The following is a 16,716-nucleotide window of genomic DNA, read 5'->3' as shown; positions in this document are numbered from 1 at the left end:
AGCAGGGCCCATTCGTACCCGGTCCGGCCCGGCCTGGACCGCTCCGCGTCGGGGCCCGCGCGGATCCATCGGACCCGGCGCCCCGGGTCGACGTCTGCCGGGTCGACGGCGCCCCGCCGACCACCTACGGCTCGGCGAGATCCGGCGCACGGTCGACACGGCCGGCACGCGCTCGGGCGGGCCGAGGGCGGCCGACCGACCGACCGACTGACCGATCGATCGATCGATCGATCGATCGATCGGCCCGACCCGGCGGCGCGGTCAAAAGCCGTGCGCCGGCCGCGAGACGTCGCCGAACTCGACCCGATTGGCACAGCGCGCCAGACCGGGCCGGGCGCGACCCGGCAGCCGGGCGCGAATCCGCAGGTGCCGGCCCTGCGCGGCCTCCGCCGCCGATTCCCCCGCCGTCACTCGCGCAGCGCGGGTCCGGCAAAACCCGAGGTGGGCGGCGCCGCGTCCACACCGCCGTTCGGGTGATCGGCGATCGGCTGGCCGACCCGCCGTCCGCGCCCGTGGTACCTGTGGAGTGGCCTTTCCGGTCGGAGAAGGAGGATTCATGTCCGACACCGTCCGTCCCGATGTCGACGCCACACCGACGGCCCGGGATTCCCGGCTTACCGTGACCGTGTACCGGGTCGACCCGCACGGTACCCGGCTGATCCGAGGCTCCCGCGTCCATCAGGGAACTCCGCCGTCGATCCTCGCCTTCCCGGAAGAGCCCCCCTGTCGCTGCTCCGCCGCCTGCCGCTACCCGAACACCGACGCCCCGCACCCGATCGGCCCGCCCGAAGGGTGACCCGGATCGTCCGCCGGCACCCTTGGCCCCCACCATCGCCCGCCACGCACCACTCCGTCCGAGCCACGGCGCTCCGACCCGGATCCCGGCCCCTCGTCGCGTGAGCCGGTGCGTAGTGGGAACGCGGCCTCCCCCCTCCCCGCTCCGGTTCAAAAGACCTCCCCCTCCCCGGCGCCCGCCCCGGCAACCGGAGTACCCGGAGGCAGCGTTCCGACCCGCGCGGCGGAATGTGCGCTGATCAAACCGGCGACGATCACCAGTCCCGCCCCGGCATGGAACGGAACCCGCAGACCAAGGAAACAACGCGGCCACCGGGCCCGAGGTCGCGCTGCCGACGACCACGGCGGCAAACGCGCTACCCACGGCGGCAGTTCGCAGGATCCGGACGGCGCCGAAGCCTGCGGTGGCCGCAGGCGTCGACAGAGCGCCGGGCACCCCGCCGACCGCGAACGAGGCGATCAGCAAGGCAAATTCGAGATTTCCCACGCCGAGGGTGCGCTGGGCGCGCCGCGTACGCGGACCGTTTTCGCGCCCAACCCGGCTACCGCCGCGTCTGGTTTCACGGGCCGCGGATCGCCGCGGTGGGCGCGGTCGGTCGGCAGACCGACATGGACATCGCCGATCGGCTGCACCAGGCCCTCGTACGCGGCTACGCGATGCCGGACACCGAGTTGTCTCGCCGACGGGCTCGACTCGCGGTCGTGGTCGGGGGTGGTCTGCTCGACCTCGCCTTTCGCGAACGGCCCGAAGGAGACCCGGAGATCCTCGCCGATGCCGCGCTCATGATGGACCGCTATCTCTTCGCGCCGTCCTCGGATGCCTGAGTCGGCGACCGACGGCCGATCGGGTTGCGTGTGACACGTGGTGAAAGGATGCACATGATTCAGTGACGATCGTGTGAAGCGACGGGATGAGAGTGCATGAACGCGAACCGGCAGACCCCTGCGCCGAACGAACCCACCGAACCGGTCGGATCAACCGAACCGACCCGGTCGGTCGAAGAGACCGATCCGACCGGATCCACCGGATCGACCGCATCAGTCGAACGTGTCGGATACGTCGAATCCGCCGTGCCGATCGACGACTTCGAAGCGGCTCACGCGATCGACACGACGACGCCGCACTCGGCGCGGATGTGGAACTTCTGGCTGGGTGGCAAGGACAACTACCCGGTAGACCGGGCCCTGGGCGAGCAGTTACAGAAGTCGTTCCCGCAGATCGTCGACATCGCCCGTGCCTCCCGTCGGTTCCAGGCGCGCGCCGTGCGCCACCTGGCGGGTGAGGCCGGGATACGGCAATTCCTGGATCTGGGCACCGGGTTGCCCACGGCGGAGGCCACTCACGAGGTGGCCCAGCAGGCCGCCCCGCAGGCGCGCATCGTCTACGTGGACAACGACCCGATCGTGCTCGCCCACGCCCGCGCGCTCCTGTCCGGCCGCCCCGAGGGGGCCACCGCGTACGTGCCGGCCGATCTCACCGACACCGAGACCGTGTTGCGCGAAGCCGGCAGGACGCTGGACCTGAGCCGACCGATCGCGCTGATGGTGCTCTCCACCCTGGGTCATGTCACCGACGACGCCCGCGCCGCCACCCTGTTGCGCACCTATCTGAACGCATTCCCCGCAGGCAGCCACCTGGTCCTGTGCGACACCGTCGAAACCCCGCTGACGCGCGCCGCGTCGGACGAGTACGCCGACGGCGGCGCCCTCCCGTACGTCTCGCGTCCCGCCGAGGTGCTCCGCTCCTTCGCCGACGGCCTCGACCTCCTCGAACCCGGCTTCGGCTCGATCAGCCTGTGGCGTCCGGACGAGCCCGTCACCACCGAGCCGGTCGACCAATGGGGATTCGTCGCCGTCAAACGCTGAACCCGACCGGTGCGGCAAGAGTGGGAGTCGGCGCGGGTCGGCAGAGCACAGTCGCAAGGAAGCTCGCGGAAATCACCGCCATCACCCTCGACTGTGCGGACCCCGCGAGGCTCGCCGAGTTCTACCGACCGGATCGCCACCCCGAGCAACCGGCCGGACCGGTCGGACCCACCGGAAGGCCCGGGCCGATCGCATCGATCGAACCGGTCGAACCCGTCGGGCACAGGCTCCCCGCCTACTCCGGGGTGCCCGCCGTCCATGTGATGGTCGGCGGGACGACACGCGCGCATCGCGGCTCCCCGCAGGCGTCGGTCAGCCCGAGTCGGCCGATCAGCAGACCGGAACGGACCGCGGCGGCCAGGACGTCGGTCGGGACCTCGGCAAGCATGAGCTTGGCTCGGCGGAACATCGCGAATGCGCCCGCGCCGTCGACCGTGCCCCACGAGAGGTACACGAATCGATCCCCCGGCCGGCCCTGGATGTACGGCCCCTTGAGGTCGAGGCCGGACGCCGTCCGGGTCGCGGTCGCCTCCACCGTCCAGCCGGCGTGCCGGGCGTCGGCCGGGCGCGGGTCGAACAGGTCACCGGGGCGGTCGCGCCGCTGTACGGCGACGTGGACGTTCCGGTACTCGGGGTCGGCCGCCCCGGGCGGACAGACCGGCCCGGGGAGGTCGACGGCGTCGATACGAATCCTCATGGGGACATGATCCCCTCGGTCCCCTCGGTCCGATCACTTCCGCGGGGGCACCCCACGCCGGGCCGCGCGTCGGCCCCCGGAGGCCGATTCCGGGGTCCTGCCGGACAGTTCCCCGATCGCGTGCGTGCATCGTTCGGTCACGCCCATGCATCGCGGGCAGAACATCTCGTGCCGGCGTCGGCTCTCGCCGATGCCGACGTCGTCGAGCCCCTCCGTCGGGCCGACGCCGTGCCGTACCGGGCCCTTGCGGCCCGGCGACTGCCAAGCGGCATTCGGCGTGTTCGGGGCCGTTCTCGTCCTGCGCATGTTCGCTCCATCCGAAATGATCCGTCGCCTTCACCAGGTAAGCCGCCGGCAACGCATTGCGCATGCCCGAGAACGAGCCCGGCGCGCCGCCAAGCCCACCCGGGACCGGAAGAACCCACCCCCGGCCATGCGCCCGCGCGGGTGAACACCCACCGCGGACCACACGCACGCCCTCCCGCTCGCCACGCCACGCCAACCATCACACCGACCCCTGCCCCGGCAGCGCATGGACACGATCGGCCGTCGGCACCCGCATCCCCCAGCGGCGTCGCGACGAAGGCCGTCCCCCGGCGTGAGCCGACGATGCCGCCTGCCATGCCCGTCGCACGCGCCTCCGGACCCGGCAGCGGCGCCGCCCCGGCCCCGGCTCCGGTCCCGGCAGCCGTTTGCGGTCAACACCCCCGCCACGACCCCGTCGACGACCGCGCGGCCCCCACCGACGGCTCACGACAATCGGCGGCGGCGCAGTCACCGTCCCCGGCAACCCGGCAACCCGGTAATCCAGTCGCCCAGTCACCCAGTCACCCGTTCGGCGGCTCACCCGCAACGGCCAACGTCTCCGTCGCGCTTCGGGCCGTCGTCTCCGGGGGTGATGTGGCGCCCCGGGTGAACGCGGCGGTGAAGGCCGCCGGGCCCAGTGTCGCCGTCGCGACCCGGGTGATCCGGTCGACGTCGATACGCTCGGCGGCCGGCAGCGGCGCGCCCACGCTGCGCCGGGCCGCGTGGGCCGCGCCGAGCCGTCGGGCCGCCTGCTCCGCCGCAGCGGCCGTACCCGCGAGCGAGGCCGCGCCGGCCAGGCCCTCCAGGGACAGGGCCAGCGCGCGCGGTTCGGCGAGCGAGCGCGCGATGTCCAGGCTGCGCAGATGATGGGCGAGCGCCCCGGCGGCGTTCCCGCGCAGTTCGTCGATGAAGCCCAACTCCGCCTGGAGCAGATGTCTCCCGGCCGGCGAGGAGAGTTCGGCGTCCCGCATGTGCACCAGGTGCGCCTCGGCCTCGTCGAGATCGCCGGAGCGCCGTGCCCCCAGCGCCAGGCCCATCAGCGCGTGGATCTCCCCGTACTTGTAGCCCTGCTCGACGGCCGCCCGTCGCGCCTGTTCGTGCAGCTCGCGGGCACGCTCCCAGGCGTGTTCGAGCAGCGCGAGTCGGCCCAGGCCGGACAACCGCGCACAGACCTCGACCGCCAGACCCAGTTCCCGGGCCGGGCGCAGGCCCTCGTGGTGGAGACGCGTCGCCTCGGCGTGGTCGCCCTTGATCTCGGCGAGTGCGGCCAGCGGTTGTACGGTCTGCGCCTCGCCCCAGCGGTCGCCGACGGCCCGGAAGAGTGCGGCGCTGCGCAGACCGTCCTCGCGCACCGCGTCGAGATCGCCGCGGATCAGCGCACACATCGCCCGCAGTGCGAGCCCCGCGGCGGTGCCCCACCGATCGCCGTCGGCGTCGAACCGGCCCAGCGCGCGATCGTTGGCCACCTGCGCGGCGCGCATTTCGCCCCCGTTGAACAACCCGTACGCGTACAGCCACAACGCCGGCGCGGGCACCGCCGGGTCGTCGGCGGCCGCGTCCGAGTCGGTCGGGGACGTCGGACGGTCTCCGGTGAGCAGGGTGAACGCGTCGTGGAGCAGGCGTAGTTCGCTCGACTCAGGCACGGCGTCCAGGATCCGCCCGAGCCGCCGCCGCGCCTCGCCCGGCCGCCCGCGCAGAAGCCACCACCAGGCCAACGCCGCGGCGAAGCGCCGGGCCGGGTCCGCGCCCATACCCTGGTCAGCCCCCGGGTCCGCATCCGCCGACGCGTGTCGGATCGCCGCCTCCAGCGCCGCGTACAGGTTGGCCGACTCCGCGTCCAGGCGCTCCAGCCATTCCCGCTGACCGTGGTCGCACAGGCGCGGTCGCGCGCGTTCGGCGAAGTCGAGGTAGTAAACCAGGTGTCGGTTCCGGACGGCGTCGGCTTCCTCGGTCCGGGCCAGTCGTTCCTGCGCGTAGGCCGCGACGGATTCGAGCAGGCGATAGCGAGGCGCCGTACCGCCGGCGCCGTCGACCATCACGACCAGCGACTTCTCGACCAGCCGCGCGAGCAGGTCGACGACCTCGTCCGGCCGCACCCCCCCACCGGCGCAGACCGCCTCGGCCGCCTCCAGCGTGCAGCCGTCCCGATGTACCGCGAGCCGGCACAGGACGATGCGCTCGCGGGTACGGAGCAGGTCCCAACTCCAGTCGATCATCGCCCGGAGCGTCTGTTGCCGGGCCGGGGTGCCGCGGCGTCCGGACGTGAGCAACCGGAAGCGGTCGTCCAGGCGGGCCGCCAACTGGGCCATGCCCAGGGCCCGTACCCGGGTGGCGGCCAATTCGAGGGCCAGCGGAATGCCGTCGAGCCGCACGCAGACTTCCGCCACCAGATCCCCGATCTCGCCGGGCGCGGTCGCCGCCGCCGGCGAGAAGCCCGGGGCCGAGGCGGCGGCGCGTTCGGTGAACAACCGCACCGCGTCGTCTCGATGCAGCGGCTCGACCTGGAACACCGTCTCGCCGGGCAGCGCCAACGGCTCGCGGCTGGTGGCCAACACCCGCAGTCCCGGCGCGCCGGCCAGGAGCCGGTCGGTGAGTTCGGCGGCGGCTTCCACCACGTGTTCGCAGTTGTCCAGGACCATCAGCACCCGCCTGTCGCGCAGCGCCGCCACGAGTCGTTCCGCCGTCGAGCGGCCGGCCGCGGGCCCGAGTCCGTCGTCGCGGACCCCGAACACGTCGCAGACCACCTGCGCGAGTTCGGCCATTTCGCCGCCGCGCCCGGCGAGTTCGACCAGCCGTACGCCGTCGGGCACGCACCCCGCGGCCTCCCGCGCGAACCGGCCTGCCACTTCCAGGGCGAGTCGGGTCTTGCCCACGCCGCCCGATCCGGTCAGTGTCACCAGGCGCGTACGTTCCAGGAGCGGCCCGAGCTCGGCGACGGCCTGTTCCCGCCCGATCAGCGGGGTCAGCGGGACGGGCAGCCGAACCTCGGGCGCGGCGGCGGGCCCTCGGGTGTCCGACCGGCCGCGGGCGGCGTCCGCGGCCTGCGCGACCGGCGCCGGCGGGCGCGGCGACTCGTCCTGGCGCAGGATCGCCGCGTGCAGGGCGACGATTTCCGGCCCGGGATCCAGGCCCAGTTCGTCGGCCAGGCGCTCGCGCAGGTCCGCGTACGAGGCCAGCGCCTCGCTTTGCCGACCGGCACGGTACAGCGCCCGCAGGTACACCGCGCGCAGCCGCTCACGCAACGGATGTTGCGCGACCGGGCCCGCGAGTTCCGCCGCGAGCGCCGCGTGCTCGCCCGCCTCCAGCCGCGCGCCCGCATGTTCCTCGACGGCGACCAGGCGCAGTTCCTCCAGCCGCCGGGCGGCCGGCCGGGCGAACTCCTCGTCGGCGAAATCGGCGTACGCCGGCCCGCGCCACAGGCCGAGCGCCCGGGCGAGCGTCGCGGATCGCTCCTGCGGATCGCCCTGCGTCCGGGCCTGTTCCACCAGGGCCGCGAAGCGGTGCGCGTCCAGGTCCGCGTCGGCGGCGTCGATCCGCTCCAGGAGCAGCCGATATCCGGGCGCCTGGTACACCACCCGGTCCCGGCCCAGGGTCCGGCGCAGTACGGAGATCCGGGTCTGGAGCGCGTTGGCGGGTCGGCCGGGCGGGTCCTCGCCCCACAGGTCGTCGACGAGCCGGTCGGCGGAGACCGTACGGCCCTCGTACGTCAACAGGTCGGCGAGCAGCGCGCGGACCCCGGCCTCGGGGACCTTGAGCGGTTCACCGTCGACACCCCATACCGCCAGTGGACCCAACACCCCGAACCGCATCGAACCACCGTACACAGCGGCTCCGCGTGACTCCTCAGCGGATCCTCAGCGACCCCTGAGCGCCGGGGAGCACAGTCGTGTCCATCGCCGGAAGGACGCCCCGAAAGCGCCCGATCCGGACAGTTCCACCGCACGGGTTCGGCACGAGCCCCGACACCGGAGGCAGCACCATGGACAACGCCCTGTACGACTACAGCCCGATCGTCGACCGCGAGCCGATCCACTGGCCCGACGGTGCCCGCGTCGCCTTCTACGTGGGTCTGAACGTGGAGCACTTCCTCGTCGGGACCGCGTCGACGAGCATCAACCAGGCGACCGCGGGCCTGGTCCCGGACCCGCTGAACTTCGGCTGGCGCGACTACGGCCCGCGGGTGGGCATCTGGCGGATGATGGAGGCGTTCGACAAGCACGGGATCCGGCCGAGCGTGTTGCTCAACTCCGACGTGGTCGAGCACTACCCGCAGATCATCGAGGCGGGACTGGCCCGCGACTGGGCCTGGTTGGCGCACGGTCGCAACAACTCGACGCTCCAAGCGGACGTGGCCGACGACGAGCGCGCCTATCTGAAGCACGTCGTCGAGACGATCGAGAAGGCCACCGGCCGACGTCCGCGCGGATGGCTGGGCCCGGCGCTCACCGAGACGTTCCGGACCCCGTCGCTGCTGGCCGAACTGGGCCTGGACTACACGCTGGACTGGACCAACGACGACCAGCCGTACCGGCTCAACGTGCCCGGGATGTCGAGCGTGCCGTACTCGCTCGAACTCAACGACCTGGGCCTGTTCACCGCGCATGCGCTCAGCGGCCCGGACTTCGTACAGGTGGTCAAGGACCAATTGGACCGGCTTTACGAGGAGTCCGCCGACAGCGGTCGGGTCATGTCCCTGGCGCTGCACCCGTTCGTCACCGGTCAGGCATTCCGGCACAAGTACCTGGACCAGGCTCTGGAGTACGTCGCCAACCACCCCGGCGTCTGGCTCACGACGAGCGACGAGATCGCCGAGCACTACACCCGGACGTCCGCCCCGACGGCGGGATGAGCCCGGCCGGTACGACGCGGCCCCCGACCGCCCGGACCGAGCACCCGGCCCGGACTCCCCCACGAGTCCGGTCCGGGCGCACCCCTGGCCCACCCGGGCCGGCGCCACCAAGCCCGGCACCCCGGCGCCTGGTACGCCTCGCGGCCGTGCGGCTCGGGGCCGGCGCGCTGCGCGGCAAGGGCGGCACCGAGATCCGCGCCGGCGATGCAACGACGCCCGTCAACTCGTCGGGTCGAGGACCAGTTTGCCGGTCGTGCGTCGTTCCTGGAGGTCCTCGTGAGCGCGGTGTACCTCGCCGAGCGGGTACTCGCCTCCGATGTGCGGGGTGATCGCACCGGAGAGCGTGGCCCTCCACAGTTCCCGCATGGAATGGTCGACCATGTCGCGCCGGGAGTAGAGCTTCGGCAGGACGAAACCGATCAGACTCTTGTTGTCGAGCATGATCCCCCGGGTGTCCACCGTGGCGGTCCTACCGCTTGCGAAGCCGAAGAGAACCAGTCGTCCGAAGTCGGCCAGTGCGTCCGACGCCGCCTGGGCGACGGTGCCGCCGGCCATTTCGAGGATGACATCGAGTCGACGTCCGCCATTCGCCTCGATCAGCTGTTCGGTGAGGTGATCGACGGTGGAGGAGTCCACGGCGGCGTCGGCGCCGAGTTTCAGCGCCGCTTCGCGTTTGGCAGGGGTGGATGCGGCGGCGACGATACGGCCGGCGCCGGCGAGTCGGGCCAGTTGGATCGCGAGTGTGCCCACGCCACCGGCAGCAGCGAACACCGCGACGGATTCGCGCGGTTGCAGTCGCGCGCTGGTGTGCAGGATGTGCCAGGCGGTGTTCCCCTGTACGCCCAGCGCCAGGGCCGAACCGTCCTCGATGCCCTCGGGCACCTCGAACGTCGTCCGCGCGGGTGCGAGCGCGTATTCCGCGTAGCCGCCGCCGCGCTGGGTGAGAGCCAGGACACGTCTACCGTCACTGTCGCGCGTCCCGACGACTTCGCTGCCCAGCACGTAGGGAAGGGGCGTGTCCGCTATGTAGTTTCCCTCACGAATGTGCACGTCCGCAAAGTTCACACCGGTCCGGTGCACCCGAACCAGCACCCTGCGCCCGGGTTCGGGAACCGGAACCGGTAAGTCGACCACCCGCAGCACGTCGGATCCACCGAACTCGCTCACCTGTACCGCCCGCACGCGTTTCCCCCATCGGTTCGAACGAAGCCCGACTCCCCACGGTAGCCGCCCGCGTGGTCAGCGTCGTCGCGCGTGCCGAGGCGTTCACCGGGTACGCCCTCGTTGTCCGCCCTGCTCGCCCTCCCCGCCCCGCCCGACCCAGGACGGGGACAAGAGCCGACGCAGACAAGCGCGGACGCGAAACGCCGACCGGCGGTCGGTCCCCGTCGGGGCCGGCCGCCGTGTCGAACGCGACTCGCCTCACACGCCTGCCAACCGCCGCGCCGACGGGCGCAGGTACACCGCCCACGTGACCACCAGGCACAGTCCGTAGAACGCGAGGAAGGCCAGGTAGGCGGCGTCGCCCCGACCGGAGTTCAGGAACGACTCGCGGAAGGCGATGTTGACCAGAACCCCGCCCAGCGCTCCGATCGCCCCCGCAATGCCCATCAGCGCACCGGACTTGCGCCGCGCGGCCGGACCCGGGCCGAGCTTGGCCGCGAAGATCGCCGGAATCATCTTGTACGCCGAGCCGTTGCCCAACCCGCTGAAGACGAACAGCAGCACGAAACCGGTCAGGAACAACCCCAGCGACTCCTGCCGCGAGGCCAGATAGACCACGAGCGCGGCACCGGCCATCGCGACGAAGTTCCAGAACGTGACCCGCGCGCCGCCCCATCGATCCGCGAACCACCCGCCCACCGGGCGCACCAAGGAGCCCAACAGCGGTCCCAGGAAGGTCAGGTAGGCCGCCTTGACCGGAGTGGCGAACTCCGCGTGGAACTGCACCTGGAGCACCTGCCCGAAGGCGAACCCGAAGCCGATGAACGACCCGAACGTGCCGATGTACAGCAGCGACATCACCCACGCGTGCGGCTCCCGGGCGACCTCGCGCATCGCGCCCTTGTCGTTGCGCAGCGCGGGCAGGTTGTCCATGTAGCGCGCGGACAACAAGGCGGCGAGCACGATCAGCGGGATGTACACCACGAGCAGCAGCCGAGGATGCCCCGCGCCCGCCGTGGCCAGCACCGCGAGCCCGACCAACTGCACCGCCGGCACACCCAGGTTGCCGCCACCGGCGTTGATCCCGAGCGCCCATCCCTTCAGCCGCTGCGGATAGAACGCGTTGATGTTCGCCATCGAGGAGGCGAAGTTGCCGCCGCCGACCCCGGCCACCGCGGCGACCGCGAGCAACGTGCCGTAGGAGACGCCCGGTTCCAACACGATCGCGATCGCCGTCGTGGGCAGCAGCAGCAACAGTGCGCTCACCACTGTCCAGTTCCGGCCACCGAAGCGGGCGACCGCGAACGTGTACGGAATCCGCATCGCACCGCCGACCAGGGTCGGCACTGCGGTCAGGGTGAACTTCTGCGCGGGGTCGAACCCGTAGGCCGGGCCGAGGAAGAGCACGATGACCGACCACAGGCTCCAGACCGAGAAGCCGATGTGCTCGGACAGGACCGAGAAGATCAGATTGCGCCGAGCGATCCCGGCTCCCGCCTGCGCCCAGAACGCCTCGTCCTCGGGCCGCCAGTCGTCGAGTGGTCCGGACCCGGGTGCGGCGATGGGTCCGGCCGTGCTGGTGGTTGTCGTTGTCGTCGTCACTGGGACCTGCCTGTCCGAGGGGAAATATCGGCTGATGCTCCGTCACGCTAGGAACGGCAGATTTCGGCGCACTACGTCGTGTCGGTCGCCGGCGCTACAAGTCGCTCAGCATCGGCGTCGAAGCGGTGTGAGAATTCCGGGAACGACACGGCAGGGCATGGCACGGCACGGCGTCACGTGGCATGGCATGGCATGGCATGCCATGGCGTGGCGTGGCGTGGCGTGGTGCCGACCTGGGCGCCATCACGGGCGCCGGCAAGGGCACTGGTACCCGCACGGGCACGGAACCGGCCTTGACGTCCGTACAGGCACGAAACCGGCCTTGGTACCCGCACGGGCACGGAACCGGCCTCGCCGTCCGCGCGGGCACGGGACGGCGCCGGCCTGATGCCGACACGAGCTCGGACACCGGCACCGACACCCGCACCCGCACCGGTCGAAGAACGGTTCCGCGCACGCCCCCGCTCCGTCAGTGCGTACGAACCGCCCACGTCCGCAACGCCGCCGGCTGCCCGTCGGGAGCCTCGTCCTCGTCCAGACACGCACCCGTACGAAGGTCGAACACCTGCTTGTACATCGGCGACGCAACCGTGGGCACCTCACCCCGCTGCCCGACGATGCCGCGCGACATGACGTACGCGCCGCTGAACGGGTCGCGGTTGGCCAACGCGTACAGCCGCCCCGCCCGGTCGCGAAACACCGCGACCTGGTGGCCCTCGATCAGGGCCGCGACACCGCGACCCGGCACGAGGTCGGCGTACGAACACACCGGCATCCACCCGGTTTCGCCGGCGATCTCGACGGTGAGCTCGGTCGTCGACTCGATACTTGTCGTCATCGGCCGCGTACCTCCAACTTCTCGAACAGGACGGGCTTGATCTGGTCCCGCTCGGCGGTGAACCGAACGGTGGGGTCGGGAGTCCCGGGCGCGTTGACGAACGACACGAACCGGCGGACCCGGTCCGGGTCGGCCAGCGTCGCCGCCCACTCGTCCCGGTAGGTGCCGATGTGACGGGCCATCAATTCGTCCAGGTCGGCGCAGATCCCGAGCGAGTCGTCGATGATCACCGAACGCAGGTGGTCGAGGCCGCCCTCCATCCGCTCCACCCACGACGCGGTGCGTTCGAGTCGGTCGGCGGTACGGATGTAGAACATCAGGAAGCGGTCGATGGTGCGGATCAGCGTGTCGCGGTCGAGGTCGCTCGCCAGCAGGTCGGCATGCCGCGGGGTCATCCCGCCGTTGCCGCCGACGTACAGGTTCCAGCCCTCGGCGGTGGCGATCACCCCGAAGTCCTTGCTCTGTGCCTCGGCGCACTCGCGGGCGCACCCGCTCACCGCGGACTTGAGTTTGTGCGGCGAACGCAGCCCCCGGTACCGCAGTTCGAGCTCGATCGCGAGACCGACCGAGTCCTGCACGCCGTAGCGGCACCAGGTCTCGCCGACGCACGACTTCACCGTCCGCAGCGCCTTGCCGTATGCGTGGCCCGACTCGAAGCCGGCCGCGACCAACCGTCCCCAGATCTCCGGGAGTTGGTCGACCGTCGCACCGAACAGGTCGATCCGCTGGCCGCCGGTGATCTTCGTGTACAGGCCGAAGTCGCGGGCGATCTCACCGATGGTGATCAAGCCCCCGGGAGTGATCTCGCCGCCGGGGATGCGCGGGACGACCGAATACGAGCCGTTGCGCTGGATGTTGGCGAGAAAGTGGTCGTTGGTGTCCTGAAGCGAGGCCTGTTCGCCGTCCAGGATGTGCCCCTGGGCCAGACTCGCCAGGATCGAGCCGACGGTGGGTTTGCAGACGTCGCACCCGTCGCCGCCCGACGCGCCGGCGCTGCCGTGCTCGTCGATCAGCCGGGTGAAGGACGTGATGCCCTTGACCCGAACTATCTCGTACAACTCGGCGCGGGTGTGCTCGGCGAAGTGCTCGCACAACCCGCGCATGCTCTCGATGCCGGCGGCGGCCAGTTCGTCGGTCACGATCGTGCCGATGAGTTTGACGCAACTTCCGCACCCGGTACCGGCCTTGGTGCACTTCTTGACGGCGGGAAGATCGAGGCAGTCGTGGGCGGTGACCGCGTTGCGGACCTCCGCCTTCGTCACCGCGTGGCACGAGCACACCACCGCCTCGTCCGGAAGCTCGAACCGCACCGGCGCACCCATCGACGCGGGCAACACGAGTTGTTCGGCCGGCACCGGCAGGGCGCCGCCGGTCAGCGGCCGCAACGTGCCGTACGCCTCCGCGTCACCGACCAGAACGCCACCCAGCAGCTGTCCGTCCGTTCCGATGACCAGCTTCTTGTACACGCCGGCCCGGGTGTTGGAGTACAGCACCTCCACGCACCCCTCGGCCGTTCCGTGCGCGTCGCCGAAACTGGCCACCTCGACGCCGAGCAGCTTGAGTTTGGTGGACAGATCCGCGCCGGTGAATCCGTCCGTCCCGGCGCCGGCGATCTCGGCCGCGGCCACCTCGGCCATCGCGTATCCCGGTGCGACCAGCCCGTACACGCGCCCGTCCGCGGCCAGTGCGCACTCGCCGACGGCCAGGATGTGCGGATCCTCGGTCCGACAGCGCTCGTCCACGACGATGCCGCCGCGCTCACCCACCGCGAGGCCCGCGTCCCGGGCGAGTTGGTCCCGGGGTCGTACTCCGGCCGAGAACACCACCAGGTCGGCGGCCAGTTCGCTGCCGTCGGACAACGTCATGCCCGAGACCCGCCCGTCGTCGCCGGTGCTGACGGCCTGCGTCCCCGCACCGGTGTGGACGGTCACCCCCAGCTCCTCGACCTTGCGTCGCAACACCTCGCCGCCGCCGTCGTCGACCTGAATGGCCATCAGACGCGGCGCGAACTCGACGACATGGGTGTCCAGCCCCATCGCGGTCAGCGCTCCGGCGGCTTCGAGTCCGAGCAACCCGCCGCCGACGACGGCTCCCACCCGCGCACCGCGCGCTGCGGCCTCGATCGCCTCGACGTCCTCGATGGTGCGATAAACGAAGCACCCGTCCGCGTCATGGCCGGGCACCGGCGGCACGAACGGATACGACCCGGTCGCCAGCACGAGCACGTCGTACGGAACGCTGCGGCCGGTCCGGGTGGTCACGGTGCGGCCGACCCGATCGATCGCCTCGACGGGATCCCCGAGCCGAATGTCGATCTGGTGCTGCCGCGCGAACTCGGCGCTGCACAACGACAGTTCCTCCGCCGTCGTGCCCGAGAACCAGGACGTCAGGTGCACCCGGTCATAGGCCCGCCGCGGCTCCTCGGCCAGCACGGTGACTGCAAACCGCCCACCGGCCTGCTCGACCAGCGCCTCGACGAACCGCTGCCCCACCATGCCGTGACCGACCAGTACCACATTCGTCTTTCCGACATCACTCACGACCGACTCCTCCAACAACGCCAAGACACCCCGGACCCACGACCACCACAAACCCACTCACCAACCCACGCCCCCACCTCCCGACCGCTCTCCGCCCCCGACCGCGCCGGCCGGACCCCCGCCGCCGGCCCCGGCATCACCATCACGAGCCGACACCCGCCCACACCGTCCACGCGAACCGGCCTGCCAGAGGCGGCACCCCAGTCGGGCAGCGAAGGTGAAGGTGGTCGAGCCGGGGCTCCCGGTCCGCAACTACGGTCGTGCCGGCCCGAGTCGGGTTCACCCCGTCGACGCGGCCCCGCGACGTGCCGGCTCGGTGTGCCGGCAGCCTCGGTCGCCGGGGGCGGCCCGGGTCGTTGCGGTGACGCCGTCGGGCGGCGGCGGTCGTGGGAGACGTGGTCATCGGTACGCTCCCGGCACGGCCAACAGGTGGAGCGGGTCGGCCGGCAGCGGATCGTCGCGTTCGAAGGCGCGGGTCAGGGCGCCGGCGGTGGCGAGGTCACCGATCAGGATCCCGGCGACGAGCCGGTCGCCGCGCATGACGAGCTTCTTGTAGGCGTTGCGGGTCGGATCGGCCAGGCGTACGACGTCGTCGCCCGCCCGGGCACCCGTCGCACCGAACGCCGCGACCGCCAAGGGCCCGGCCGTCAGCCGCATCATCGTGCGCGACCCGGCGTAGCGCTCGCCGCCGCCGGTGAGGTGCGCGGCCAGGACGTCGGCCTGATCCCACGCCGCCGCCGCAAGGCCGTGGACGTCCCCGGCGAACTCGGCGCAATCCCCGATGGCATATATGCCGGCGGCCGAGGTGGCGAGCCGGTCGTCCACCACGATCCCGGTATCGACCCGCAGGCCCGCGTCGCGGGCGAGCGCCACCCTGGGACGGACCCCACAGGCGAGCACGACCAGGTCTGCGTCGAGCACGTGCCCGTTGGCGAGTTCGACGCCGGTGACATGCTCCGTGCCCGTCAGGGCCCGAGCCCGGTTGTCGAGGTAGACCGCGACGCCGAGTTCGGCGAGGCCACAGAGCAACGCACTCGCGGCTTGGGCGTCGAGGTGACGCTCCATCAAGTGCGGTCCCTGATGCACGATTTCGACCGCGACCCCCAACGCCGCCAAAGCCCGCGCGGCGCTTACGCCGAGAACGCCTCCCCCGATCACCACGGCCCGCTCGGCCCTGGGCGCCGCATCGGCCAGCGCGGCGCAATCGTCCAGAGAACGGAACGCGTGCACGCCGCCGAGCAGCTCCAGATTCGGCTCGCCACGACTCGGCGGGGCGGGGGCGGGGGCGGGGGCGGGCGCGGCGGGCGGCGCGGCGGGCGCGGAAGCGACCGGCCCGGCCACGGTTTGCCCAGTCAGCTCGGTCGGCGCGGTCGGCCCGGTCGACCCCGTCGAGGTGAAGGAACCGTGCGGCCTGCCGGCGACCCGCAGGTTTCGCATCGGTGGCAGCACGGGCCCGGCGCCGGTCGCAAGCACGATCGCATCGAACGAATGCACCTCGCCGTCGGCCAACCGAAGAGAGCACCGCTCCGCGTCAAGAGCACTGACCCGCGCTCCGACCCGAACCACCGCCGACGGCCCGACCGGAAGTCCGATCGCCTCGGCCCCGAAGCGAGCACTGAGCACATCCGCGAGCAGTGCTCTGTTGTACGGCGCATACATCTCGTCCCCGAACACCGTCACGGAAATCCTGGGATCCCGCGCAGCGATCTGCTGCGCAAACCGCGCCGCCGCCATCCCCGCTCCCACCACCCCAACCCGCATCGCGATCACCTTTCACAACCAAGAGCACCGCTCACACTCACGAGCACCGCTCCACCAGAACGCCACCACATCCGACCGCGCGGCCTCGCAAGAGCACTGCTCGCATCAATGCGCGGTGCTCCGCCCCGGGCGCCACGACCTCCCACTTCAATTGGAGAGCACTGCTCATATTCGAGAGCACCGCTCCCCGAAGGCCGACCCGCGCCGGAGCACCGCACACACCCGAGAGCACCGCTCCCCCAGGACCGACCCGCACCGGAGCACCGCACACACCCGAGAGCACCGCTCCCCCAGGACC

11 protein-coding genes are annotated in these 16,716 nt (G+C 71.6%); 4 read left to right on the top strand and 7 right to left on the bottom strand.

Annotated features, from left to right (window positions below; translation table 11 throughout):
- Positions 1–556: 556 nt before the first annotated feature.
- The 3 genes from ACFZBU_RS17780 (at position 557) to ACFZBU_RS17770 (ending at position 2,661) form a co-directional block, all read left to right on the top strand.
- Positions 557–796: a hypothetical protein gene (locus ACFZBU_RS17780; RefSeq protein ID WP_391584522.1), complete on the top strand. Its 240-nt coding sequence runs from the start codon at positions 557–559 to the stop codon at positions 794–796.
- 227 nt (positions 797–1,023) lie between these two features.
- Positions 1,024–1,620, top strand: coding sequence for a hypothetical protein (locus ACFZBU_RS17775; RefSeq protein WP_391584521.1), 597 nt, complete (start codon positions 1,024–1,026; stop codon positions 1,618–1,620).
- Between the two features lie 96 nt (positions 1,621–1,716).
- Positions 1,717–2,661 (top strand): SAM-dependent methyltransferase, encoded by a 945-nt coding sequence (locus ACFZBU_RS17770; protein WP_391584520.1) that lies wholly within the window; start codon positions 1,717–1,719, stop codon positions 2,659–2,661.
- Positions 2,662–2,896: 235 nt separating this feature from the next.
- On the opposite strand, the gene ACFZBU_RS17765 is transcribed toward ACFZBU_RS17770, so the two are convergent.
- Together ACFZBU_RS17765 and ACFZBU_RS17760 are read right to left on the bottom strand one after the other, a co-directional pair.
- Entirely contained in the window at positions 2,897–3,358 is a 462-nt protein-coding gene (locus ACFZBU_RS17765; RefSeq protein WP_391584519.1) for a DUF5990 family protein, read from the bottom strand.
- An 827-nt stretch (positions 3,359–4,185) separates the two neighbouring features.
- The gene (locus ACFZBU_RS17760; protein WP_391584518.1) at positions 4,186–7,473 is read right to left on the bottom strand and encodes a BTAD domain-containing putative transcriptional regulator; all 3,288 of its coding nucleotides are present in this window, start codon (positions 7,471–7,473) and stop codon (positions 4,186–4,188) included.
- A gap of 170 nt (positions 7,474–7,643) precedes the next feature.
- Between ACFZBU_RS17760 and ACFZBU_RS17755 the strand changes: the two genes are divergently transcribed.
- Positions 7,644–8,513 (top strand): polysaccharide deacetylase family protein, encoded by an 870-nt coding sequence (locus ACFZBU_RS17755; RefSeq protein WP_391584517.1) that lies wholly within the window; start codon positions 7,644–7,646, stop codon positions 8,511–8,513.
- A gap of 219 nt (positions 8,514–8,732) precedes the next feature.
- Here the strand turns inward: ACFZBU_RS17755 and ACFZBU_RS17750 are convergent, their stop codons facing one another.
- From ACFZBU_RS17750 to ACFZBU_RS17730, 5 genes are all read right to left on the bottom strand, one after another.
- Positions 8,733–9,647, bottom strand: a complete 915-nt coding sequence (locus ACFZBU_RS17750) for a zinc-binding alcohol dehydrogenase family protein (protein ID WP_391584746.1) — start codon at positions 9,645–9,647, stop codon at positions 8,733–8,735.
- Between the two features lie 288 nt (positions 9,648–9,935).
- The gene (locus ACFZBU_RS17745; protein WP_391584516.1) at positions 9,936–11,279 is read right to left on the bottom strand and encodes a nitrate/nitrite transporter; all 1,344 of its coding nucleotides are present in this window, start codon (positions 11,277–11,279) and stop codon (positions 9,936–9,938) included.
- Positions 11,280–11,748: 469 nt separating this feature from the next.
- A complete protein-coding gene (gene nirD, locus ACFZBU_RS17740; RefSeq protein WP_391584515.1) occupies positions 11,749–12,117 on the bottom strand; it encodes a nitrite reductase small subunit NirD in 369 nt (122 codons plus the stop codon).
- Positions 12,114–14,657, bottom strand: coding sequence for a nitrite reductase large subunit NirB (gene nirB, locus ACFZBU_RS17735; protein WP_391584514.1), 2,544 nt, complete (start codon positions 14,655–14,657; stop codon positions 12,114–12,116). Before nirB ends, nirD begins: the two co-directional genes overlap by 4 nt.
- A gap of 399 nt (positions 14,658–15,056) precedes the next feature.
- Positions 15,057–16,418 (bottom strand): NAD(P)/FAD-dependent oxidoreductase, encoded by a 1,362-nt coding sequence (locus ACFZBU_RS17730; protein WP_391584513.1) that lies wholly within the window; start codon positions 16,416–16,418, stop codon positions 15,057–15,059.
- Between the last annotated feature and the right edge of the window lie 298 nt (positions 16,419–16,716).

The organism is Embleya sp. NPDC008237, assembly GCF_042956465.1.
In the GTDB taxonomy this organism is placed as follows: Bacteria; Actinomycetota; Actinomycetes; order Streptomycetales; family Streptomycetaceae; genus Embleya.
Note: the sequence above shows the minus strand (reverse complement) of the source record. Positions and strands in the feature narration are given on the sequence as shown.